Below are 22105 nucleotides of genomic sequence, written 5' to 3'. Positions count from 1 at the left end.
TATAAAATGTAAATTCAGATATAATAGTCTGTGTGAGTTTTATGATACAAAGGTAGGTATTGGTGATGTCGTATGTAGCTTTATATAGAAAATGGAGACCTGATACTTTTGACGAGGTAAAGGGGCAGGATCATATAGTTACCACTCTTAGAAACCAGATTAAGAATGATAGACTTGGTCATGCCTTTTTATTTTGCGGTACAAGAGGAACAGGTAAGACTTCGATCGCCAAGATATTTGCCAAGGCATGTAACTGTGAGCATCCGGTGGACGGAAGCCCATGTAATGAATGTGCAAGCTGCAGAGCCATATCGGATGGATCATCGCTTAATGTCATTGAGATAGATGCGGCCTCCAACAATGGTGTTGACAATATAAGGCAGATAAGGGAGGAGGTAGCATATCCTCCTACTGAGGGCAAGTATAAGGTATACATCATAGATGAGGTTCATATGTTGTCTCCGGGAGCGTTCAACGCTCTGTTAAAGACTCTCGAGGAGCCGCCATCATATGTAATATTCATACTGGCTACCACGGAGTCCCACAAGATACCTATAACCATATCGTCAAGGTGTCAGAAGTACGACTTCAGACGTATCCCGGTGGATGTCATCTCGGATCGACTGGAGGAGCTTATGAACAGGGAGGGACTTGATGCGGATAAGAAGGCGATAGATTATATCGCAAAATCCGGCGATGGTTCCATGAGAGATGCCTTATCTATTCTGGATCAGTGCGTTGCATTCAATCTCGGACAGAAGCTTACATATGATAATGTGCTTGAGACCATAGGAGCTGTGGACATAGATACATTTGCAAGACTTCTGGAGTGCGTGCTGGAATCTGATGTTGAACATGCCATAGATGTGGTTGACGAAGTTGTGTGGCAGGGACGTGAGCTTGGCCGTTTCGTAAATGAATTTACATGGTTTCTCAGGAACATACTCGTTGTCAAGCTGTCCTCGGCGGAGGGCGACAGATTGGATATGACCAAGGAGAATCTGGAACGCATAAGAGAGATATCCGGTCATATGGAGGAGAGCACCATAGTAAGATATATAAACGTGTTCTCGGATACAGCCGCCAGCATCAAGTATTCCTCACAGAAGAGGATAGTGCTTGAGATGGCTGTTATAAAGCTGTGCAGACCACAGATGGAGGTTGATACCACAAGTCTGATCGAGAGGGTAAGGATGCTTGAGAAGAAGCTTGATGACCTTGAGGCAAATGGCATACAGGCTGCGCCGGTTCAAAGTGCTGCCTCCGTAAGCCCGGCTGACGATGTGATAGATCAGAAGGGCATGAAGGAATATCAGGACAAGCTGGCAATGGAGCTTCCAAAGGCAGAGTTCGAGGATCTGCAGAGAGCTGCGGAGAACTGGAATGATATACTGGAGAAGCTGTCGGTTCCTGCGAGAAGATATCTCAAGAGAAATGATGCTGATCCGGCCATAAGGACGAAGCTCATACTGTCCGATGATCACAGAAGACTTCTGCTCATGATCCCGCTGACGGATGACGATATGCCGAAGTTATACTTTGACAAGCCTGAGAATGTGGAGCATGTGAAGAGTGTGATCGAGGAATATCTTGGAAGAGAGATTGAATTTGAGATACTTTGTACAAGGAATTCCCACAGTGATAATGGAAGGCTTGAGACGGAGAATATACTGAACCTGAACAAGATCAACTTTCCAATAGATAAGAAATGATGATATCATATTATAAATTATTTAATCAGAATAAGGAGGACTATTGTAATGGCTAAGAGAGGCGGTTTCCCAGGAGGTATGATGCCTGGTAATATGAACAATCTTATGAAGCAGGCACAGAAGATGCAGAAGCAGATGGAGGAGACAACTAAGACACTTGAGGATAAGGTGTATGAGTCATCTGTAGGTGGAGGAGTTGTCACTGCAAAGGTGTCAGGTAAGAAGGAACTCATGGAGATCAAGCTTGATCCTGAGGTTGTTGATCCTGATGATATAGAGACACTTGAGGATCTTATCATATCGGCTGTGAACGAGGCACTGAGAGCACAGGAGGATGACTACAATAGCAGTATGGGCAAGATCTCAGGTGGAATGGGACTTGGAGGATTGCCGTTCTAATGGAAGTTTATGGAGGAGAAGTAAACAGACTTATAGAAGAGCTGGGAAGACTCCCGGGAATAGGCTCCAAGACGGCTCAGAGACTGGCGTTTCACATAATCAGTATGCCTGAGGAGAGGGCGCTGGCGTTATCCGATGCCATTGTGAATGCAAAGAAGAACATAAAATACTGCAGTTGTTGCTATACGATAACTGACAGGGAGGTATGTCCTATATGCAGTTCACCAAATAGGAATCACAAGGTGATAATGGTGGTGGAGACCCCGAGGGATCTGGCGGCATATGAGAGAACAGGACAGTTTGATGGCGTTTATCATGTGCTCCACGGAGTTATAAATCCTGCCCTGGGTATCGGCCCGGCGGATATCAGGATATCCGAGCTCATGAGAAGGCTTCAGAATGAAGATGTGGATGAGCTCATAATCGCTACAGGTTCAGGCCCGGAGGGTGAGGCGACTGCGATGTATATATCAAAGCTTGTGAAGCCGGCCGGTATCAAGGTCAGCCGTATAGCAAGCGGTGTGCCTGTAGGCGGAGATCTGGAGTGTATAGATGAGGTTACGCTTCTGAGGGCTCTTGAGGGAAGAGTATACTTATAATGTATACAGACAGTCTGTGTACATAAGAAAAATAAAAGAAAGAGGTGCAGAGTATGTTAAGAGTAGGCTTTTTGACTAGTGGTGGTGACTGTCAGGCATTAAATGCAACTATGCGCGGAATCGCAAAGGGTTTGTATGAATTGTTTGACGAGGTTGAGATCTATGGATTCCTTGAGGGTTACAAGGGACTCATTAGAGGCAACTATATCAAGATGAAGCCGGCTGATTTCTCAGGTATTATCAACAAGGGTGGAACGATCCTCGGCAGTTCAAGACAGCCATTCAAGCTCATGGGAGAGCCAACTGAGGATGGTCTTGACAAGGTAAAGTCCATGAAGGATACCTATAAGAAGCTGAAGTTGGACTGCCTGTGCGTTTTAGGTGGAAATGGTTCACAGAAGACCGCAAATCTCCTCAGTGAGGAGGGACTCAATGTCATCGGTCTGCCAAAGACCATAGACAATGATCTGTGGGGAACTGACATGACATTTGGTTTCCAGAGTGCTGTTGATATAGCGACCCAGACAATAGACTGTATCCACACAACCGCTGCATCGCATAACAGAATCTTTATCGTTGAGATTATGGGCCACAAGGTTGGCTGGATAACTCTCCACGCCGGAATCGCCGGTGGCGCAGATGTGATCCTGCTCCCGGAGATCCCATACGATATCGATAAGGTATATAAGGCTATAGACAAGAGAACAAAGGACAACAAGGGCTTCACGATAGTTGCAGTTGCCGAAGGTGCTATTCCGAAGGAGATCGCAGAGCTTCCAAAGAAGAAGAGAAAAGAAGCGATAGCCAACAATCCATATCCATCAGTTGCGTATGAGCTGGCTGATAAGCTCAAGGCGTACACAACACAGGATATAAGAATAGCAATACCTGGACATACCCAGAGAGGTGGAAGTCCGGATGCATATGACAGAGTCATATCATCAAGATTTGGAGCAAAGGCAGCAGAGCTCATAAAGGCAAAGGATTTTGGAAAGCTTGTTGTATTCCTTGACAACAAGGTTACAGCTATCCCACTCTCAGAGAGTGCAGGAAAGCTCAAATACGTATCTCCTGATGACGACATCATCAGCGAGGCAAGAACACTTGGAATCTCATTCGGAGACAGATAAAGTAAGCTCTGAAAAAAGTAACAGAGATATTCACACATTCTCCCCATCTGCATATCTATGTAATAGACACACAACAATGCAGATAGGGAGATTTGTATGAGTGAAGAATTTAAGTATATTCCTTACAGCCCGGACGATGAAAACCTCAGAGGGCTTATAAGGGATGGAAATGTCTATAATATCAAGACACCTGTGATACCCGGTATGGGTGAGACTGGTGGATACAGTATGAGTTCGACAGGAATCATGCTTCCTGACTGTGATGATGGGACAGATGAAATGATGAGGGATATTGAGTACATGAAGGAGATGTACCCGGAAGAACTTCGAAAGGTCAGTATGGCCGTGGAGGAGGAGTGTGACAAGCTCGAGTATGAGGGCAGTCCGATGCTTGTTCAATATCCTGACAGAGAAGAGATGCGCCGTGTTGCGCGAAGGGTGTACGATGATCTGAGCGAAAGTGGGCAGATATCGGAGGATTGTTATGCAGGAATGGCTTCGGCAGGTGAAGCTTCGTACGAGGAACCGCCATATGTTCCAGAGGGACCCGGATGCGCCAATTGTGTTATGAGAAATATAATCGAACTGCTTGTGTGCAATGAATTCTGTATGAGACGCGACAGGCATAGAAGACGTAGAAGAAGGTTTTATTAAGTGAAGAAGAAAATAAATGTACTTGTGAGAATACTTGTGATGGCAGCAATATTTGTGATCACAATATATTTGGTCAATATATTTCAGAATAGAAGTTACAAGAATCTGGCTGCGGAGATGAAGGATGCAGAGTTGCCATTAGCTTATGTGTGCTATGGCGATTCGCTTCTCAATTGTATGCATGGTTATACAGGGGAGGTCGACCTCACACTTCTCAGGGACTCTGTGACGCCGATAGATGAGAATAAGAATCTTGAGATAATGGTGGAGAATGATGCATTTAAGGATGCGTCGTATTCGTATGAGATCAGGTCGATATCCGGAGATTCCCTTATAGAGAAGGGTGATCTGGAGGCGGCCTCGGGAACTGATGGCTACGATGTGCTTGATATAAGTGCGAGAATGGATCTCAAGCAGGATATGGAGTATATGCTGGTTGTCAAGCTTAAGAGCGGTGATGGCAGGAGTGCTTCATACTATACCAGAGTGGTCGTAAATGACAATTATCATGAGTCTCAACTGCTGAATGCCGCAAAGGATTTCCACGATGCGACATTTGCATTTGACAAGCTGGAGTCGGAATCGGTCATAGGAACCTACAAGCAGGAATACACGGGCGGCGGAACGGGAGATTCCTACGGACTGGGACATGTGAACCTTGCAAATGCATACTCGGATCTCCTCTGGGATGGGCTTAAGCCTACGGTTATAAGCGATGTAAACACATATATAAAGGAGATAGATGTCAACTATGCGGTGATCGAGATGGAATATAAAGCCATGTCCATCACATCGCAGGATGTCATGAGCTATTATACAGTTAAGGAGTTCTATAAGATCAGCTACAAGGATGTGCCTGTTGCCAGCCAGACTGATGAGGCGGACGGAGCCGGCACTGATGGAATATATTTTGACGAAACAGCTTCGTATGATGAGGCCTATTCGGATGAACAGGATGCAGATACTGTTACGGAGACTGAGCCGAAGATCACTATGCTCAGCTATGACAGATATGTGGACGAGTATTTTGACAAAGACGGCATAGATGCTATAAACAATGTGTATGAGATAGGCATCGTGTCATCGGATGATCTGGAATACCGCTACACAGAGGATAACAAGAAGATCGCATTTGTGAGAAATGGACAGCTCTGGATGTATGACTACGGCGATGGACAGATAACTCTGGTGTACGGATCAGGAATGGATGACCATGCAAATGACTCAAACACTTACGCCGACCATGACATGAACATCATAAGCTTTGACAAAGATGGAAATATGACATTTGCGGTGTATGGATATATGAACAGCGGAGATCATGAGGGAAAGCTCGGAGTTGCGCTGTATACATTTGATTATACGACTCTGGAGGTGGACGAGCTTCTGTTCGTCGAGTGCAATGTGCCTTATGAGGCTATGAAGAGCGAGACCTCTAGACTGACATATTACGACGGAGATAAGTTTTATTACATGCTCGGCGGAAAGGTGAACGCCGTGGACATGAGGACGAGACAGCAGTCTTATATTGCGGAGGGACTGTCAGCCAGCGATGTCAAGGTGTCGGTGAACATGGAAGTTATGGCGTATGGAGAGAGCGAGGACCAGAGCAGCAATACAAAGCTGACTCTGATGAATATGCATACCGGAAAGAGTTATGAGATCACCGCCGGAGCAGGGGAATGTCTGATATGCTATGGCTTTAAGGACTCGGATATGGTATACGGAGTGTCGAGCATATCTGATGCGCAGGTTGATGTGGATGCTGAGTCATTTGTTGGTACGAGGTACAGCGAGGAGTCCAGAGATAACATACCTGCATCCAGATTGTATATAGTAAACAGCGATGGCGAGCAGATAAAGGAATACGCAAAAAGCGGGTATTATCTGATGCAGGTTGATGTGGATACGAATCTGCTGTATCTGACAAGAGGAGAGAAATCCGACAGTGGATTCAAGTCTGTGGACGATGATTTCATAACCTTCAAGGAGGACGATACAAAGGAGACGATAGGAACTACCCATCTGTCATCCATAACCGGATATGACAGGCTGTATTTTACGGTCCCGTCAAATATGTATCTGAGCTATATACCGGCGCTGAACATAACAAAGGAAAAGATAGATCCTGATGCTGCAAGTATGATAATGACAGTAGTGCGTGATAAGGTGACCTATCATGTGTACGACAATCTTGGACTTTCAAAGATATATGACGTGGCGGGTGATGCGATAAATTATGCAGTGTCTGTATCAGGTATAGTGGTGTCAAGCGAAGGCGAGGTAATATACAGGCAGGCTGAGAGCCAGGAATACAACACCATTGCCTCTGGAATATTCCATCGCAGTACGCGAAGTGTGGATGCGTCACTCGGCGACTGTCTGTACATGGTTCTGACGTATCAGGGAGTACAGGTGACAGAGGATGATATAGCACAGTATACAGATCCTGTCGAGGCTCTTAACTCTCTTGGAAAGAGACAGGGCATAGATGTTACAGGTCTTTCGCTGGATATGCTCCTCGGTTATGTGAGTTCGGGAATACCGGTAATATCGAGGATAAGCGATGGCAGATATGTTCTCATAGTGAGCTATAATGAGGCAGACATAAGATATTATGATCCTGTCGAGGACAAGGAGATAGTTGTGTCAAGAGATGAGTATACGGATATGATGCTCCAGTGGCACAATGAATCCTACACTTATGTTGAGGAATAAAGATAAAAAGAAAACGGAGCGAGTTACCGCTCCGTTTTCTTTATAATAGTTGTAGTATAAGTTACTTAGCATGGATCCGAATGTTACGGATCATGTAGATTACTCCTCTGCGATTGTTCCTACTGGACAAGAACCAGCACAAGCACCACATGAGATACACTGTGAACCATCGATAACAAATACGCCGCCATTATCGCTGATAGCACCTACTGGACAAGCACCAGCACATGAACCACAACCGATACATGAATCGCCAATAACGAATGCCATAATTGTTTCCTCCTTATAAAGTAAAAATAATCACACGCTTATTGTAAAACAAAACTCATTAATTAGCAAGTGATAATAATATTTATCAACAACGGGTTTTATCAATAAGTAACAATAAAAGGGATAGACATTTAAAATTGGGTATAATATAATGTGAATGCTGAGTAAGAGCGCAATCTAAGGAGGATATAAATAATGGTAAAGATAAGTAAAGACATGCTTATAAATGACATTCTTGCAGTTGATGCAGGAAATGCAGCAATACTGATGGCAGCAGGTATGCATTGCATAGGATGCCTTGCAGCAGCAGGAGAGAGTCTTGAGGAGGCAGCAGCCGTTCATGGACTTGATGCAGAGGAGCTTGAGCAGGAGATCAATGATTATCTTGCAAAAAAGGAGGCTGAGTAGTATACTTGCCAAAGTAACCAGGTGTACTATAAAGGATGGAGAGATATATGAAGACAGACGGAACAAATCCTCCCGGGCAGGGAATATTTGGACTGATAGATATTAATTGTCATATTTTACCGGGAACAGAGGATGGACCGGATAATTTCCGGGAAGCGGCAGAGATGCTCAGAATAGCGTATGATGAGGGAATAAGGACGATAGTTGCCACCCCGCCATACAACAAGAAGAATCCGATAATGGATGGAGACAAACTGGACAGACTTGTGGAACAGCTCAACGTTGAAGCTGGGAAGATAGATCCGGATTACAGAGTCTATCTTGGAAGAGAGATAGAGTATAACGATGAGAACCACCAGAAGATCATATCTGGTCAGTTGGATTCCATGGCAGACAGCAAGTATGTTATGATCAGATTCCCTTACGATGTGGATTTTGAGACGATATCTGAAGCTATAAGAGACATCAATATGGACGGATATATACCGATAGTTGCCAATGTAGAACAGTATGAATGTCTTGAGGAAGACGATGACAAGGTCGAGGAGCTCATTCAGTTTGGTGCATATGTACAGATAAGTGCATCGGCTGTGGTTGGAGATCTTGGACATGACATCAAGAATTTTTCGAGAAAGCTTCTCAAGGGAGAGCTTGTTCACTTTGTGGCAAGTGATGCATTGGATTCAGAGGATAAAGCACCATACCTCAGGGAGTGTGCTGAGTACATAGAGCGAAAGTATGGAGAGGATTACATGACGGAGCTCTTCTACACCAATCCAAAAGCAGTTATCGAGAATGATGATATTGACATATAAAACAAAAAGACGTATCGCTTGTGCGGTACGTCTTTTTTGCTGCGCCGGAATCTCTGGCTATTACTTATAATGCTGACAGTGTCTGAAGTGCTTCCTCCGGCATAATAGCGGTGAAGTGCTCCTTGAAATGTGCCGGCATGGCATATGTGAGCTTCTGTGCTGTTCCGTATTCTGCAAGGATATTGCAGACTCTCACAAATTCCTGGCTTGTGTTATTGCTGTTCGTGAGAACCAGATAATATCTTCCGTTGGAAGGATTCTTGTACAGGCAGTTCTCGCTGAAGTAGAAAGAAGCAACCTGTTTTGCTGCACTTATGATGGTTGCAAGTGAGTCAAAGATGTACAGTGAGCACATGCTCTCCCTTGCTGAACCTGATTCCTTTGTGCTGCCTGTTGTACTGGCGGCAGTGCCTGTGGTGCTGTCATCAGATGATGCATTGCTGCCATTTGCCGCAGCGGCAAAATCTCCTGCGGTTCCGGCAAGTCCGGATATGGTGTTGAAAATGCCCTCAAGTGCCTCTCTTACGCCCTGTGGAACGGAACCGGATCCACTGATCTCAAGTCTTGCGATGGTTCCGTTGTTATCCCTGGACTCATCGTTGTCGTCAAGATCGTCATCTATGTCATCATCATCCATGTATTCGTCATCGTCATCAATATCATATTCGCTGGTCTTTGAGAATCTGGAAAAGCGGGTATCCAGTTCTTCCGGATCTTCAACCTTTGTCACAATGAGTATGAGACAATCTGGTGATACCGGTATGGCTTCGATCATAAGTGGAGTGTCGTCAGCCTCAAAGCCTAATTCTACAGATGCCTGCTGCATCATATCCTTGAAGAGCTCTTTTGCCTTCGGTGTGCCATAGGCAAGCTCGGAGATCTTGAGCTGCTTTTCGGTGAGATCGGCTTTGTTGAGTGTGCATCTTATCTGATTTTCACTTAGACGTTCAATCTTCATAGAATCGACCCCCTTCAATAATTTAATGGTATTAAAATGTGTATTATAGTTTACCACATTTGTCAAGCAAGTAAATAGGATATATGGAGAAAATATTGGAATTTTCCGTGAAAAAATATCCCTAATTCTACGTTATGTATACTTTTATGAAAATTTCATAAAATATGCTCAAATGGGGTTGGAAAATGGCTTTTTATGCGTTATTGTGGAGTTGTGAGCGGGACGTGCTCAGGATATTTAGATGAGCTCATTTCTTTATTTTTCTACAAATTCTGTCTGATTCTTATCGTCTCAGATACAATTCCCAGAGATAGTGATATGACAGTGCTCACACATTTCCATAACTGACACATGGCACATAAAAGGAGAATAATACATCACAACACATCTGTCTTTACATTGCATGGCAGGGCTGGAAAAATAAACTATTTGGGGGTGATGCCTATAGGGGGTTAAAAGGCAGCAGTAGCATATAGAACATAATTATATGCACAGAATTACACTTAACATCTATTTGGGGGCTCTGCCGCTGTCACAGCAGAGCTCCTGGTTTTATTTGGCGTGCTGTTCATGCCATGTACAGACTGCATTGCAGATGGCGTTTGCTAGGGCGGTCTGGTATTCATCATTGCACAGATCGGAACATTCCTTTGTGTTGCTCAGAAAGCCGCACTCAACGATGACGGCGGTGCATGGACTTTCCCGCAAAACAAGGTATTCGGAATTGCCCTTTGCTGCCCGTGTGTTGGATGGATCGGCTTCGGAGATGAGATGCTCCTGGATGCACTCCGCCAAGGCTTTACCACCGGAGGAAGTGGAGTAATAAAATACCTGCGCTCCGTGGACATACTCGGCTGAATAGCTGTTCTGGTGGATGCTGATGTAGAGATCAGCGTTTACATTTGTGGCGAGGTTGGTGCGGGCTTTCAGATCTGAAGTCTTCTTGCTGGATGCATTTTCACTGTTCAGGGACTTGTCGGAGTCTCTGGTCAGATACACGGAAAATCCCTGATCCGTAAGTGCCGATGCCAGCTTTGAGGCGATGGCCAGATTTATGTCCTTTTCCATGATCCCATCCGGGCTGACCTTACCCGGGTCAAATCCGCCGTGTCCCGGATCGATGAGGATCGTAAATGATTTTGCCGCATCTGTGGTGCCCAAACCTTCGGTGGATGCGCGCCCATTTCCTGTATTGGTGGAAGTATCCTGCCCGGCTGTATGGTCTGCGGGACGGACTATAAATATGTAGCAGAGGATTGGAGGAAGTATTACTGCAAATATTATGGCAAATACAAGTATGTATAATTTGGTGGAAGTACGCATCGGTGATACCCGGGAAGTGTAATTACTATTTTATATGACGGCGGCGGACGTTATATGATATATGTTACCCAAATATAGCCTAAACATTTGACACACATGCGGTGCTGGGCTAAAATATGGGCGTATATGCAATAATATAGAAGCGATAACAATTTATTATAGAAGAAGGTAAAGTGATGAACACTATAATTGCAAAAGCAGGAGTGGATGACGACCGCATGTATGAGCAGGCGGCGGAGATACTTAAGAGAGGTGGTCTTGTAGCATTTCCGACAGAGACAGTGTATGGCCTTGGAGGAGACGCGCTGAATCCGGATGCGTCACATCGGATATATGCGGCAAAGGGCCGGCCATCGGACAATCCGCTCATAGTCCATATAGCAGAGACATCAAGCGTGTATGAACTGGCGGAGACAGTGAGTGACGACACGAAGAAGCTCATGGAAGCATTCTGGCCGGGACCACTCACCATCATACTCAACAAGAAAGAGGTCGTTCCGCACACGACCACTGGCGGACTTGATACGGTTGCCATCAGGATGCCATCACATCCGGTTGCCATGAGGCTCATAAAGGATTCGGGAGTGTATATCGCAGCTCCAAGTGCCAATCTGTCCGGACGACCATCCCCGACCACTGCGCAGCATGTGCAGCAGGATATGGACGGCAGGATAGATATGATCATCGACGGTGGGGCAGTCGGAATCGGTATAGAGTCGACGATAGTGGACATGACCGGGGACAGACCGACTATATTACGGCCTGGATATATCACTCCGGAGATGATAAGGGATATCGTTGGCGATGTGACTATAGATCCGGCGATAACAGGTATGAACAATGCTCTGAGACCTAAGGCTCCGGGGATGAAGTACACACACTATGCTCCAAAGGGAGAACTCAGCATAGTAGAGGGCGATAGACTGGCTGCTGCTGAGAAGATAAGAAGTCTTGTTGCGGAGAAAAAGGCACAGGGATACAAGACTGCGATACTGTGTGACACTGACAATGTCAGTCTTTATGATGACGGAGTATGCGAGAACGTATACGATGCCGGAAGCAAGAAGAACGAGATAACTGTGTCTGCCGGACTGTACAGTCTGCTCAGAACCTGTGATGACATAGGTGCACAGTATATATACAGCGAGTCATTTGAGGAGGGGGACATGGGCTACGCCATCATGAACCGTCTCATCAAGGCTGCAGGACACAGGATAATAAGCTGTTAGTTAATTTCGAAAAAAATATTATATAAAAAGGAGAATCGGAACATGATAGCACTTGGATGTGACCACGGCGGATATGAGCTTATGCAGGAGGTTATAAAGCATCTTGAGGAGAGAGGCCTTGAGTACAAGAACTTTGGCTGTTACAGCACAGAGTCAGTTGACTACCCGGTATATGGACAGGCAGCAGCAAAGGCAGTAGCCTCAGGTGAGTGTGATAAGGGAATCATCATCTGCGGAACAGGAATAGGAATATCGATCTCAGCGAATAAGATAAAGGGAATCAGAGCTGCACTCTGCCACGACTGCTTCTCGGCACAGGCGACAAGAGAGCACAACGATGCAAATATGCTGGCTATGGGTGCCAGAGTCATAGGACCTGGACTTGCACTTAAGATAGTCGACATATTCCTCGACACACCATTCTCAAATGATGAGCGTCACGTAAGAAGAATCGGAATGATTGAGTAGTATCATAAGTTATGCCGTAAGGGGGACCCCGTTCATACTCAAAAAAGAATCCCATGACAGTATGGTCAAGACTGTCATGGGATCTTTTTTTATACGGTTTTCGTCAAACTGCATCATTTGTTCGACATATAACCGCGTTAAAAGGAAGAAAAATGATTAATGGATAAACATAAGTATTATCAACATAGTCACATTGTACATTAACAATAAAAAAATATCAAGGGGGTTGTACAAACTTTACAAAATGTTTATTTACAATATAGCCAACTCATTATAAAATAATATTACTTGAGTTTTGACATAATAATCTAAAGTGATGCTTTGATGAAGTGTTTATGGAATTGAGTCTGCTCATAAATTTTTATAAGGGAGGAATGTTATGCTGCAGGAGACTATGAAGAAGATAACCGATGCAGAGTCTGAAGCTGACGAGATCATTCGCAAGGCCAAGGAAGAAGCCGACTATACAGTAGCTGCTGCAAAGAAGGAGGCTGCGGATATGATCGCGGCCGCAGGATCAGCTTCGAGAGAAAGCATGAAGAGTGCCGAGGGAGCCGGCAGATCTGAGGAGGAGAAACTCACGGTGAAGGCGATGGATATTGCCACCGCTGAGATCGCACATCTCAGGGAACGTGCATCGTCCATGGAAGGCGAGGTTACTTCCATGATCATCGCAGAGCTGGTGGGATGAAAAGTCCTGCAGGCATTTTAAGAAAGGGGGTAAATGTATGGCGGTACTTCCTATGAAGAAGATTGAGATCTGTGCCATGAAGAGGGACAGAAAAGCAATTCTTGAGAAGCTCCAGTCGCTGGGAATGGTTGAGATACAGACTGATACCGAAGAGACTGATGACTTCAGGAAGATGAGTACCACAAGCCAGAGAGCAAAGTACGAGAAGAGAGTACAGAATACAGATGAAGCCTTACAGATAATTGATAAATATGCTCCGGAGGAGAAATCCATATTTGCCAGCCTGGAAGGACGGCAGGAGGCGTCAGAGGCTGACATTCAGGAGATCATAGCTGGAAGATGGGATTATAACCGTAAGGTTAAAAAGATCCAGGAGATCAGCAAGGACATAGCCGGCTGTGAGGCGGGAATAGTCAAATGTCAGGTGGCTATAGACGGATTGGCGCCGTGGCTGAATATGGACATACCGATCAATACCACAGGGACCGAGAAGACGGATGTGATGATCGGAACTATGCCACCGGGGCTCACGGAGACGGATATTCAGGGGTATATAAGCTCTGCGGAACCGGAGATAGCGGGATACACAGTCACTGTTGTAGGATCTGATAAGGACCAGACTTGTATGGTGGCAATAGCCATTAAAACTGTATCACAGAGGGTGGAGGAGATATTGAGATCCCATGGATTTACAAGAATTTCGTATTTCTCCAAAAGAACACCTGAACAGAAGACGGATAAGTACAGGGCGGATATAAGGGAGTTCGAACAGTGGATAGAGGACAAGAAGAATGAACTAGTATCCATGGCTGATGACAGAGACAAGCTGAGACTTCTGGCTGACTATTACCGCATAAGGGCGGATAAATATAAGGTCCTTGGAAGCCTTCTCCAGTCAAAGAGCACATTTGTCATATCGGGATATGTGCTGGAGAGAGATGCAGACAGGGTAGTGGCTGTACTCAATGAGAATTTCAGCCTGATGGCTGATGTATATGATGTTCCGGAGGATGAAGCGGCACCTATACAGCTTCAGAATCCGAAGATGTTCGCATCGGCGGAGGGTGTACTGGAGTCATTTGGACTTCCGGGAAAAGGTGAGATGGATCCAACCACACCGATGGCGATATTCTATATATTCCTGTTCGGACTCATGTTGTCCGATGCGGCGTATGGACTCATCATATTCCTGGCATGTTTTATTTTGATCAGGAAATTCCCAAAGATGGAGAACGGACTTCAAAAGTCCCTGCGTCTGTTCATGTACTGTGGTATATCCACACTGATATGGGGAATATTATTTGGCGGTTTTTTCGGAGACCTGATAACGGTGGTATCGAGGACGTTTTTCCACCACGAGGTGACGTTCAAGCCGGTATGGTTTGCACCGCTGGATGACCCGATGAAGCTTTTGTTATTCTCTTTGCTGTTCGGACTTATACATTTGTTCGGCGGACTGGCACTCAAGGGATATATGTGTCTGAAGAAGGGAGATGCGAAATCATTCATATGCGACGTGCTGTCGTGGTTCATGCTCATCACAGGACTTGTGCTGATGCTCATGCCGACGGAGCTGTTCGCATCCATAGCACAGATGCAGTTCAATTTCCCTGGCTGGCTTAAGAATACAAGCTACGGACTGGCGATTGTGGGAGCTGCGATCATCGTGCTCATGTCGGGAAGAGACCACAAGAATCCGGTGCTCAGACTTGCACTTGGACTGTATGACATATATAACCTGACAGGCTGGCTGTCAGATCTGCTGTCGTACTCAAGGCTTCTTGCTCTGGGACTTGCGACGGGAGTTATAGCACAGGTAATAAACCAGATGGGAAGCATGGCTGGCGATGGAATATTCGGAGCCATAGTGTTCATCATCGTATTTATAGTAGGACATCTGTTCAACCTTGCGATCAACATGCTGGGAGCATACGTGCACACATGCCGTCTCCAGTATGTAGAGTTCTTCGGCAAATTCTACGAGGGCGGCGGCAATCCATTCAGGCCGTTCAGAGAGAATACGAAGTACGTTGATATAGTAAGTGGTACAGAAACACAGAAATAAGAAACCAATTTTAGGAGGAGAAAATATTATGACAATGGGAACGGTTTTGGCATTAGTGGGAGCTGCGCTTGCAGTAATTCTTGCAGGCATGGGATCTGCATATGGAGTAGGAGTTGCTGGTCAGGCGGCAGCAGGTGTAGTAAGTGAGGATCCAAGCAAATTTGCAAAAGTTCTTATCATCCAGCTTCTTCCGGGTACACAGGGTATCTACGGACTTCTTGTTGGATTCATAGCATTGTCCAACATAGGAATCCTTTCAGGAACACCGAAGGAGCTCACAGTAGCACAGGGACTTATGATGCTTGCAGCATGTCTTCCAATAGCGGTAGTTGGTCTTGTATCAGCAATGCACCAGGGCAAGACAGCAGTTGCAGCAGTTGGAATAGTTGTAAAGAAGCCTGATCAGTTTGGTAAGGCGATGCTTTTCCCAGCCATGGTTGAGACATATGCGATCCTTGCACTTCTGGTATCAATTCTTGCGGTAAATGGAATCAAATTATAACTTTTTGTAAGGAGGATGTACTTTATGACGGGATTGGAAACAATCGTAGAACAGATCCTTCAGGAAGCGCAGAAGGAAGCTGAAGAGATCAAAGCTCAGGCGGCCAGAAACGCGGATTCCATCATTGCAAATGCCAAAAAGACTGTGGATAAGATGAATGAGGAGACCAGAGAGAAGGTTGCCCAGGCAGAAAAGTCCGGATCATTCAGGGCAAAGTCCTCATCAGAACTTAAGAAGAGACAGGCGATACTTGCGGCAAAACAGTCAATAATTGGGAATATGCTGGATAAGGCATATGACGCAATGGTGGCGCTCCCAGATGAGGAGTATTTCCAGGTGATCGTCAAATGTCTGGAGAAGTCGGTACAGCCGAAAAGCGGAGAGATATGTTTCTCCGGGAAAGACAGAAAACGACTTACACCACAGTCTGAGAAGCAGATAGAGCAGATAGCTGCAGCTCATGGAGGAAGCCTTAAGGTGTCCAATGGGAACTGTGATATAGATGGAGGATTTATCCTGATCTACGGAGGAATCGAGGAAAACTGTTCATTCAGAGCAATGCTGGACGCGAACAGAGAACATTTGGCAGACAAGGTAAATGAATTATTATTTGTTGATAACAGATAGCTGGAGGTAGGCAGATGGCAGACAAATATATATATGCAGTTGCCAGGATCAGGGCACTTGAGATGACGCTTATGAGTCAGGCAGTCATAGAACAGCTCGTGGCCACGGATTCCTACAAGAAGGCGGTTCAGTTCATCATAGAGAAGGGCTGGGGCGATAGTGATAAAGCCAGTATGGATGAAAATGACATACTTAGGGCGGAGACTGACAAGACGTGGGCTGCTGTGGCTGAGATGGTGGATGATATGTCCGTGTTCGATGTCATAAGACTTCCAGATCTGTATCACAACCTCAAGGCGGCGATCAAGACTGTGGTTGCCGGGGAGACTCCTGCCCATGTGTTCTTCGACAATGCCGAGATAGACGGTCAGAAGATGCTGTCCATCGTAAGTGACAAGGCGTGGGACAGACTTCCAGAACACATGAGAGACTGCGCTAGGGAGGCTTGGGACTGTATGGCACAGGCTGGAGATGGACAGATGTGCGATGCTGTGATAGATCGAGGAACACTGCTGGCGATCATGCAGGCTGCAAAGAAGGCAGATGACAGCCTGCTCAGGGATTATGCAGAGACGACGGTGGCTGTTGCAGATATCAAGATAGCGGTGAGATCCATGAAGACAGGCAAAAACAAGGATTTCATGAAGAGAGCCATGGCGGAGTGCAACACTCTGGATATTGACAGGCTGGCGACGGCTGCGGTGGCCGGCATGGAAGAGATAGAGAGATACCTTGCGGACACAGCATACGCCGGTGGGGCAGAGGCACTTTCTAAGTCGGCATCGGCATTTGAGAGATGGTGTGACAACCGTATCATAGAAACGATAAAGCCTCAGAAGTACAACCCATTTACGGTGGGACCGATAGTGGCGTACATTCTGGCGAGGCTCAACGAGATAAAGACAGTCAGGATCATATTGACATGCAAGCTGAACCAGCTTCCGGAGGAGGCTATCAGGGAAAGGGTAAGGGAGATGTATGTATAAGATAGCTGTTATGGGCGATTATGACAGTATATACGGATTTGCAACTCTGGGCCTGGATACATTCCCTGTAGATAATCTGGATTATGGGGTCACGTTGTTGAAAAGGCTGGCGGAGGACAATTATGCAGTCATATATATGACCGAGGCACTGGCTTCGGATCTCAATAAAGAGATAGACAGATACAGAGAGGTTATGAAGCCTGCGATCATTCTCATACCGGGGATATCTGGCAATACAGGGGCCGGAATAGCGGGAGTAAAGAAATCCGTTGAGCAGGCTGTAGGCTCGGATATTTTATTTAATGAAGAGTAGTGGAGCATACAAATAGAAGGGAGCGTGAGCTGTTAAGTGGCTACAGGAAAGATTAAGAAGGTCGCCGGACCACTGGTCATCGCAGAGGGCATGCGTGATGCAAATATGTACGACGTGGTGCGTGTAAGTGAGAGCAGACTTATCGGCGAGATCATAGAGATGCATGGAGATCAGGCATCAGTTCAGGTATACGAGGAGACATCAGGACTTGCACCGGGAGCACCGGTGGAGTCAACGGGAATGCCTCTGTCGGTTGAGCTGGGACCGGGACTTATAAGCAGTATATACGATGGAATCCAGAGACCGCTGGATGATATCATGAAGATATGTGGTAACAACCTGAAGCGAGGAGTTGAAGTCCCATCGCTGAAGAGAGATATCAAGTGGACATTTGTGCCGACTGCCAAGGTGGGTGATAAGGTGTCGGCAGGCGATGTGATAGGAACAGTTCAGGAGACTGTGGTCGTCACACAGAAGATCATGGTGCCTTATGGTGTGACAGGAACCATCAAAGAGATAAAGGCAGGAGAATTCACAGTTGAGGAGACTGTGTGTGTGGTTGAGACAGACAAGGGTGACAGGGAGCTGACACTCATGCAGAAGTGGCCGGTTCGTAAGGGCCGTCCATATCAGGAAAAGATACCACCGATCATGCCACTTATCACAGGACAGAGAGTTGTAGATACATTTTTCCCTATAGCAAAGGGAGGAGTGGCTGCGGTTCCCGGACCTTTCGGAAGCGGCAAGACAGTTATCCAGCATCAGCTTGCAAAGTGGGCTGAGGCGGATATCGTTGTCTACATCGGATGCGGAGAGCGCGGAAATGAGATGACAGATGTTCTGAACGAGTTCCCAGAGCTAAAGGATCCGAAGACCGGACATTCACTCATGCAGAGAACAGTCCTCATAGCCAACACATCGGATATGCCGGTTGCGGCCAGAGAGGCATCTATATATACGGGTATAACTATAGCTGAGTATTTCCGTGATATGGGTTACTCGGTGGCACTCATGGCGGATTCCACATCGCGTTGGGCTGAGGCGCTCAGAGAGATGTCAGGACGTCTGCAGGAGATGCCTGGTGAGGAGGGTTACCCTGCTTACCTCGGTTCAAGACTTGCACAGTTCTACGAGAGAGCCGGAATGGTCAAGACTCTCGGCAGCGAGGGCAGAACCGGTGCACTGTCGGTTATCGGTGCGGTTTCTCCTCCGGGTGGTGATATTTCCGAGCCGGTTTCACAGGCAACACTTCGAATCGTCAAGGTATTCTGGGGACTGGATTCATCGCTTGCGTACAAGAGACATTTTCCTGCCATCAACTGGTTGACTTCATACTCTCTGTATGTGGACAATATGGGCAAATGGTTCGAGGAAAATGTAAATGAAAAGTTCATGGTCGACAGACAGAAGATGATGACCCTGCTTCAGGAGGAGGCAGAGCTAGATGAGATCGTTAAGATGGTAGGTATGGATGCCCTTTCAGCGGGAGACCGACTGAAGATGGAGGCGGCGAGATCCATCAGAGAGGATTTTCTTCACCAGAACTCATTCCATGATGTGGACACATACACACCGCTTCACAAGCAGTTTCTGATGATGGAGCTCATCATGGCATTTTATGAGGAGTCAGCGCAGGCACTGGCCGGTGGAGCAAGCATAAGAAATATTCTGAACATGCCGATCAGAGAAAAGATCGGACGATTCAAATATGTGCTTCCTGAGAATGTGGATGAAGAGTACGAGAAGATATCCAGGGAGCTTGACAAGGAGCTTCAGGAAGCTATAGAGAAGGAGGACTAAGACTATGCCAAAGGAATATAGAACTATACAGGAAGTTGCGGGTCCTCTGATGCTGGTGCACGGAGTTGAGAATGTAGCTTATGATGAGCTGGGTGAGATTGAGCTGGCAGACGGCGAGATCAGACGATGCAAGGTCCTTGAGATAAATGGCGAGGACGCCCTGGTACAGCTCTTTGAGAATTCGACAGGTATCAACCTTTCAAACAGCAAGGTAAGATTCCTTGGAAGGAGTATGGAGCTCGGCGTATCAGAAGATATGCTTGGCCGTGTATTTGACGGACTTGGAAGACCTATAGATGGCGGCCCTGAGATACTTCCTGATGAGAGAAGAGATATCAATGGTCTGCCGATGAATCCGGCTGCCAGGAACTATCCGTCTGAGTTCATTCAGACAGGTATATCAGCCATAGACGGACTGAACACACTGGTAAGAGGACAGAAGCTGCCGATATTCTCGGCTTCAGGACTTCCGCACAGCCAGCTTGCAGCACAGATAGCAAGACAGGCAAAGGTGCGCGGAACAGATGAGCCATTCGCCGTCGTATTTGCAGCCATGGGTATCACATTTGAGGAGGCAAACTTCTTCACAGAGAGCTTCAAGGAGACTGGTGCCATAGACAGAACAGTCCTCTTCATCAACCTGGCAAATGATCCTGCGGTTGAGCGTATCGCCACACCTAGAATGGCACTTACCGCCGCTGAGTATCTTGCATTTGAGAAGAACATGCACGTTCTGGTAATTCTCACGGATATCACGAACTATGCGGATGCACTTCGTGAGGTATCAGCCGCAAGAAAAGAGGTTCCGGGACGCCGTGGTTATCCTGGATACATGTACACTGACCTGGCAACTCTGTATGAGAGAGCCGGAAGACAGAAGGGTAAGAATGGAAGTATAACCATGATACCGATCCTGACCATGCCTGAGGATGACAAGACTCATCCTATACCAGACCTCACGGGATATATCACAGAGGGACAGATCATTCTCTCAAGAGAGCTGTACAGAAAGGGAGTCACACCGCCTATCGATGTACTTCCATCACTGTCCAGACTTAAGGATAAGGGAACCGGTGAGGGCAAGACCAGAGGAGATCATGCCAGCACCATGAACCAGTTATTTGCAGCTTATTCAAGAGGAAAGGATGCCAAGGAGCTCATGACTATCCTGGGTGAGTCGGCACTTTCGGATATAGATATCATATATGCAAAGTTTGCAGAGGCATTTGAGAAGGAGTATGTATCCCAGGGGTACGGCACCGACAGAAGTATTGAGGAGACACTTGCCATAGGCTGGAAGCTTCTCTCCATTCTTCCTAGAGCCGAGCTGAAACGTATCGATGACAAGTGGCTTGACATGTATTACGGAAAGTAGTGGGTAGGCAATTTTGCGGGAAGATTGCTATATATTTAAAGCATTCGTGCAAAATTGCCATATACACGTTGTCTTTGTAATACATGTCAAGTAGCTTGAAAATATATTTGGAAGAAAGGAGAAGACAGATGGCTAATGTTGTGGTTAATCCAACCAGAATGGAGCTGACAAGGCTTAAGAAGAAGCTGGTCACGGCATCCAGAGGCCATAAGCTCCTTAAGGATAAGCGAGATGAGCTGATGAGGCAGTTCCTTGACATGGCAAGAGAGAATATGGAACTGAGAAAGAAGGTTGAGGCTGGCATCAAAGCTGCCAACACAGGCTTTGTAATAGCGAAGGCGGGTATGAATGAGCAGACATTGAGTACGGCGCTCATGGCTCCGAAGCAGGAGGTGCGGATCGCCCTTGGCGACAGGAATGTAATGAGTGTTGACATTCCTGTGTACGACTATAAGACGAAAAGCGCAAATTCAAATGACATCTATTCGTATGGATTTGCATTTACATCTGGAGAGCTGGACGATGCAGTGAAGTCCCTCTCGGATATACTTCCTGATATGCTGAGATTGGCGGAGGTGGAGAAGTCCTGCCAGATGCTCGCAGCGGAGATAGAGAAGACCAGAAGGCGTGTAAATGCTCTTGAGCATGTCATCATCCCGGAGACCCGGGAGGGAATAAAGTATATAAGCATGAAGCTTGATGAGAATGAGCGAAGCACCCAGGTCAGACTTATGAAGGTCAAGGACATGATGCTGGAGGAGGCTCATCACTACAAAGAGCATCAGTTCGAGCATGCGCAGTAGACAGAATGATATTTAAACTTATAGGACAAAAGTTTTGATAAAAACCGCCCACACCTCAGATAAATAAAGGGGTGTGGGCGGTTTGATCTTCTTGTGGACGGGAAATGAAAATAATCTGTATTTCCAGTTTGCGGGAAGCAAGACTGTTGCAAGAGTATCAAAGTATGAGATAAGCCAGATAGGCGACAAGGTTTCGTTCGTATTCATGCCACATAAGCTGCACTTCTTTGACAGCACAACCGAAAAAACAATCTAATCAA

23 protein-coding genes are annotated in these 22105 nt (G+C 46.2%); 20 read left to right on the top strand and 3 right to left on the bottom strand.

All coding sequences use genetic code 11. The annotated features are described in order from the left end of the window. Positions 1-65: 65 nt before the first annotated feature. From dnaX to ABUA31_RS11815, 6 genes are all read left to right on the top strand, one after another. Positions 66-1712, top strand: coding sequence for a DNA polymerase III subunit gamma/tau (gene dnaX, locus ABUA31_RS11840; RefSeq protein WP_015534287.1), 1647 nt, complete (start codon positions 66-68; stop codon positions 1710-1712). Between the two features lie 48 nt (positions 1713-1760). Next, entirely contained in the window at positions 1761-2111 is a 351-nt protein-coding gene (locus ABUA31_RS11835; protein ID WP_015534286.1) for a YbaB/EbfC family nucleoid-associated protein, read from the top strand. Continuing rightward, a complete protein-coding gene (gene recR, locus ABUA31_RS11830; RefSeq protein WP_022217523.1) occupies positions 2111-2710 on the top strand; it encodes a recombination mediator RecR in 600 nt (199 codons plus the stop codon). The genes ABUA31_RS11835 and recR overlap by 1 nt, the downstream gene beginning before the upstream one ends. A 53-nt stretch (positions 2711-2763) precedes the next feature. Continuing rightward, positions 2764-3840 carry a 6-phosphofructokinase gene (locus ABUA31_RS11825; RefSeq protein ID WP_015534284.1) on the top strand — a complete coding sequence of 359 codons (1077 nt, stop codon included), beginning with the start codon at positions 2764-2766 and terminating at the stop codon, positions 3838-3840. Positions 3841-3936: 96 nt separating this feature from the next. Continuing rightward, on the top strand, positions 3937-4494 hold the full coding sequence (locus tag ABUA31_RS11820) for a hypothetical protein (RefSeq protein WP_015534283.1): 558 nt from the start codon (positions 3937-3939) through the stop codon (positions 4492-4494). Continuing rightward, complete coding sequence (locus ABUA31_RS11815; protein WP_349818697.1) at positions 4495-7212, top strand: cysteine peptidase family C39 domain-containing protein; 2718 nt, start codon at positions 4495-4497, stop codon at positions 7210-7212. It abuts the gene before it with no gap. A 99-nt stretch (positions 7213-7311) separates the two neighbouring features. Here ABUA31_RS11815 and fdxA read toward each other — a convergent pair whose 3' ends face one another. Beyond that, a complete protein-coding gene (fdxA, locus tag ABUA31_RS11810; RefSeq protein ID WP_015534282.1) occupies positions 7312-7482 on the bottom strand; it encodes a 4Fe-4S ferredoxin in 171 nt (56 codons plus the stop codon). 195 nt (positions 7483-7677) lie between these two features. On the opposite strand from fdxA, the gene ABUA31_RS11805 reads away from it, so the two are divergent. Both ABUA31_RS11805 and ABUA31_RS11800 read left to right on the top strand, forming a co-directional pair. Beyond that, positions 7678-7890, top strand: coding sequence for a DUF1858 domain-containing protein (locus ABUA31_RS11805; protein ID WP_015534281.1), 213 nt, complete (start codon positions 7678-7680; stop codon positions 7888-7890). 47 nt (positions 7891-7937) lie between these two features. Then, positions 7938-8705, top strand: coding sequence for a CpsB/CapC family capsule biosynthesis tyrosine phosphatase (locus ABUA31_RS11800; RefSeq protein WP_349818698.1), 768 nt, complete (start codon positions 7938-7940; stop codon positions 8703-8705). A 64-nt stretch (positions 8706-8769) separates the two neighbouring features. On the opposite strand, the gene ABUA31_RS11795 is transcribed toward ABUA31_RS11800, so the two are convergent. Together ABUA31_RS11795 and ABUA31_RS11790 are read right to left on the bottom strand one after the other, a co-directional pair. Further along, complete coding sequence (locus tag ABUA31_RS11795; protein ID WP_349818699.1) at positions 8770-9663, bottom strand: adaptor protein MecA; 894 nt, start codon at positions 9661-9663, stop codon at positions 8770-8772. A gap of 552 nt (positions 9664-10215) precedes the next feature. After that, positions 10216-10986 carry an N-acetylmuramoyl-L-alanine amidase gene (locus ABUA31_RS11790; protein ID WP_055271943.1) on the bottom strand — a complete coding sequence of 257 codons (771 nt, stop codon included), beginning with the start codon at positions 10984-10986 and terminating at the stop codon, positions 10216-10218. A gap of 176 nt (positions 10987-11162) precedes the next feature. Between ABUA31_RS11790 and ABUA31_RS11785 the strand changes: the two genes are divergently transcribed. The 12 genes from ABUA31_RS11785 (at position 11163) to ABUA31_RS11730 (ending at position 22101) form a co-directional block, all read left to right on the top strand. After that, positions 11163-12215: an L-threonylcarbamoyladenylate synthase gene (locus tag ABUA31_RS11785; protein ID WP_015534277.1), complete on the top strand. Its 1053-nt coding sequence runs from the start codon at positions 11163-11165 to the stop codon at positions 12213-12215. Between the two features lie 42 nt (positions 12216-12257). Next, positions 12258-12683: a ribose 5-phosphate isomerase B gene (gene rpiB / locus ABUA31_RS11780; RefSeq protein ID WP_015534276.1), complete on the top strand. Its 426-nt coding sequence runs from the start codon at positions 12258-12260 to the stop codon at positions 12681-12683. 379 nt (positions 12684-13062) lie between these two features. Further along, positions 13063-13374: a vacuolar (H+)-ATPase G subunit gene (locus ABUA31_RS11775; protein WP_022217528.1), complete on the top strand. Its 312-nt coding sequence runs from the start codon at positions 13063-13065 to the stop codon at positions 13372-13374. A 37-nt stretch (positions 13375-13411) separates the two neighbouring features. Beyond that, the gene (locus tag ABUA31_RS11770; RefSeq protein ID WP_349818700.1) at positions 13412-15439 is read left to right on the top strand and encodes a V-type ATP synthase subunit I; all 2028 of its coding nucleotides are present in this window, start codon (positions 13412-13414) and stop codon (positions 15437-15439) included. 28 nt (positions 15440-15467) lie between these two features. Next, a complete protein-coding gene (locus ABUA31_RS11765) occupies positions 15468-15941 on the top strand; it encodes a V-type ATP synthase subunit K (protein ID WP_004850778.1) in 474 nt (157 codons plus the stop codon). Between the two features lie 24 nt (positions 15942-15965). Continuing rightward, positions 15966-16568, top strand: coding sequence for a V-type ATP synthase subunit E (locus ABUA31_RS11760; protein WP_238051229.1), 603 nt, complete (start codon positions 15966-15968; stop codon positions 16566-16568). Positions 16569-16582: 14 nt separating this feature from the next. Further along, entirely contained in the window at positions 16583-17554 is a 972-nt protein-coding gene (locus ABUA31_RS11755; RefSeq protein WP_015534272.1) for a V0D/AC39 family V-type ATPase subunit, read from the top strand. Then, the gene (locus ABUA31_RS11750) at positions 17547-17867 is read left to right on the top strand and encodes a V-type ATP synthase subunit F (RefSeq protein WP_022217532.1); all 321 of its coding nucleotides are present in this window, start codon (positions 17547-17549) and stop codon (positions 17865-17867) included. The genes ABUA31_RS11755 and ABUA31_RS11750 overlap by 8 nt, the downstream gene beginning before the upstream one ends. A 36-nt stretch (positions 17868-17903) precedes the next feature. Then, the gene (locus tag ABUA31_RS11745) at positions 17904-19667 is read left to right on the top strand and encodes a V-type ATP synthase subunit A (RefSeq protein WP_022217533.1); all 1764 of its coding nucleotides are present in this window, start codon (positions 17904-17906) and stop codon (positions 19665-19667) included. Positions 19668-19671: 4 nt separating this feature from the next. Then, positions 19672-21042, top strand: coding sequence for a V-type ATP synthase subunit B (locus ABUA31_RS11740; RefSeq protein ID WP_004850771.1), 1371 nt, complete (start codon positions 19672-19674; stop codon positions 21040-21042). Positions 21043-21170: 128 nt separating this feature from the next. Then, entirely contained in the window at positions 21171-21845 is a 675-nt protein-coding gene (locus ABUA31_RS11735) for a V-type ATP synthase subunit D (protein ID WP_004850770.1), read from the top strand. 82 nt (positions 21846-21927) lie between these two features. Continuing rightward, complete coding sequence (locus ABUA31_RS11730) at positions 21928-22101, top strand: hypothetical protein (protein WP_227135321.1); 174 nt, start codon at positions 21928-21930, stop codon at positions 22099-22101. Positions 22102-22105 lie beyond the last annotated feature (4 nt).

Origin of the sequence: Coprococcus sp. RTP31081st1_H1_RTP31081_211007, assembly GCF_040227275.1 — a bacterium.
Lineage (GTDB): Bacteria > Bacillota > Clostridia > Lachnospirales > Lachnospiraceae > Coprococcus > Coprococcus aceti.
This window is presented reverse-complemented; position numbering and strand designations above follow the sequence as displayed.

Bases quoted from the DNA above. Each gene is read 5' to 3' on its own strand.
- ABUA31_RS11800 (WP_349818698.1), top strand. From the start codon at position 7,938: ATGAAGACAGACGGAACAAATCCTCCCGGGCAGGGAATATTTGGACTG.
- ABUA31_RS11835 (WP_015534286.1), top strand. From the start codon at position 1,761: ATGGCTAAGAGAGGCGGTTTCCCAGGAGGTATGATGCCTGGTAATATG.
- ABUA31_RS11805 (WP_015534281.1), top strand. From the start codon at position 7,678: ATGGTAAAGATAAGTAAAGACATGCTTATAAATGACATTCTTGCAGTT.
- dnaX (WP_015534287.1), top strand. From the start codon at position 66: ATGTCGTATGTAGCTTTATATAGAAAATGGAGACCTGATACTTTTGAC.
- ABUA31_RS11740 (WP_004850771.1), top strand. From the start codon at position 19,672: ATGCCAAAGGAATATAGAACTATACAGGAAGTTGCGGGTCCTCTGATG.
- ABUA31_RS11795 (WP_349818699.1), bottom strand. From the start codon at position 9,663: ATGAAGATTGAACGTCTAAGTGAAAATCAGATAAGATGCACACTCAAC.
- fdxA (WP_015534282.1), bottom strand. From the start codon at position 7,482: ATGGCATTCGTTATTGGCGATTCATGTATCGGTTGTGGTTCATGTGCT.
- ABUA31_RS11735 (WP_004850770.1), top strand. From the start codon at position 21,171: ATGGCTAATGTTGTGGTTAATCCAACCAGAATGGAGCTGACAAGGCTT.
- ABUA31_RS11825 (WP_015534284.1), top strand. From the start codon at position 2,764: ATGTTAAGAGTAGGCTTTTTGACTAGTGGTGGTGACTGTCAGGCATTA.
- rpiB (WP_015534276.1), top strand. From the start codon at position 12,258: ATGATAGCACTTGGATGTGACCACGGCGGATATGAGCTTATGCAGGAG.
- ABUA31_RS11820 (WP_015534283.1), top strand. From the start codon at position 3,937: ATGAGTGAAGAATTTAAGTATATTCCTTACAGCCCGGACGATGAAAAC.
- ABUA31_RS11760 (WP_238051229.1), top strand. From the start codon at position 15,966: ATGACGGGATTGGAAACAATCGTAGAACAGATCCTTCAGGAAGCGCAG.
- ABUA31_RS11750 (WP_022217532.1), top strand. From the start codon at position 17,547: ATGTATAAGATAGCTGTTATGGGCGATTATGACAGTATATACGGATTT.
- ABUA31_RS11755 (WP_015534272.1), top strand. From the start codon at position 16,583: ATGGCAGACAAATATATATATGCAGTTGCCAGGATCAGGGCACTTGAG.
- ABUA31_RS11770 (WP_349818700.1), top strand. From the start codon at position 13,412: ATGGCGGTACTTCCTATGAAGAAGATTGAGATCTGTGCCATGAAGAGG.
- ABUA31_RS11790 (WP_055271943.1), bottom strand. From the start codon at position 10,986: ATGCGTACTTCCACCAAATTATACATACTTGTATTTGCCATAATATTT.
- recR (WP_022217523.1), top strand. From the start codon at position 2,111: ATGGAAGTTTATGGAGGAGAAGTAAACAGACTTATAGAAGAGCTGGGA.
- ABUA31_RS11775 (WP_022217528.1), top strand. From the start codon at position 13,063: ATGCTGCAGGAGACTATGAAGAAGATAACCGATGCAGAGTCTGAAGCT.
- ABUA31_RS11765 (WP_004850778.1), top strand. From the start codon at position 15,468: ATGACAATGGGAACGGTTTTGGCATTAGTGGGAGCTGCGCTTGCAGTA.
- ABUA31_RS11785 (WP_015534277.1), top strand. From the start codon at position 11,163: ATGAACACTATAATTGCAAAAGCAGGAGTGGATGACGACCGCATGTAT.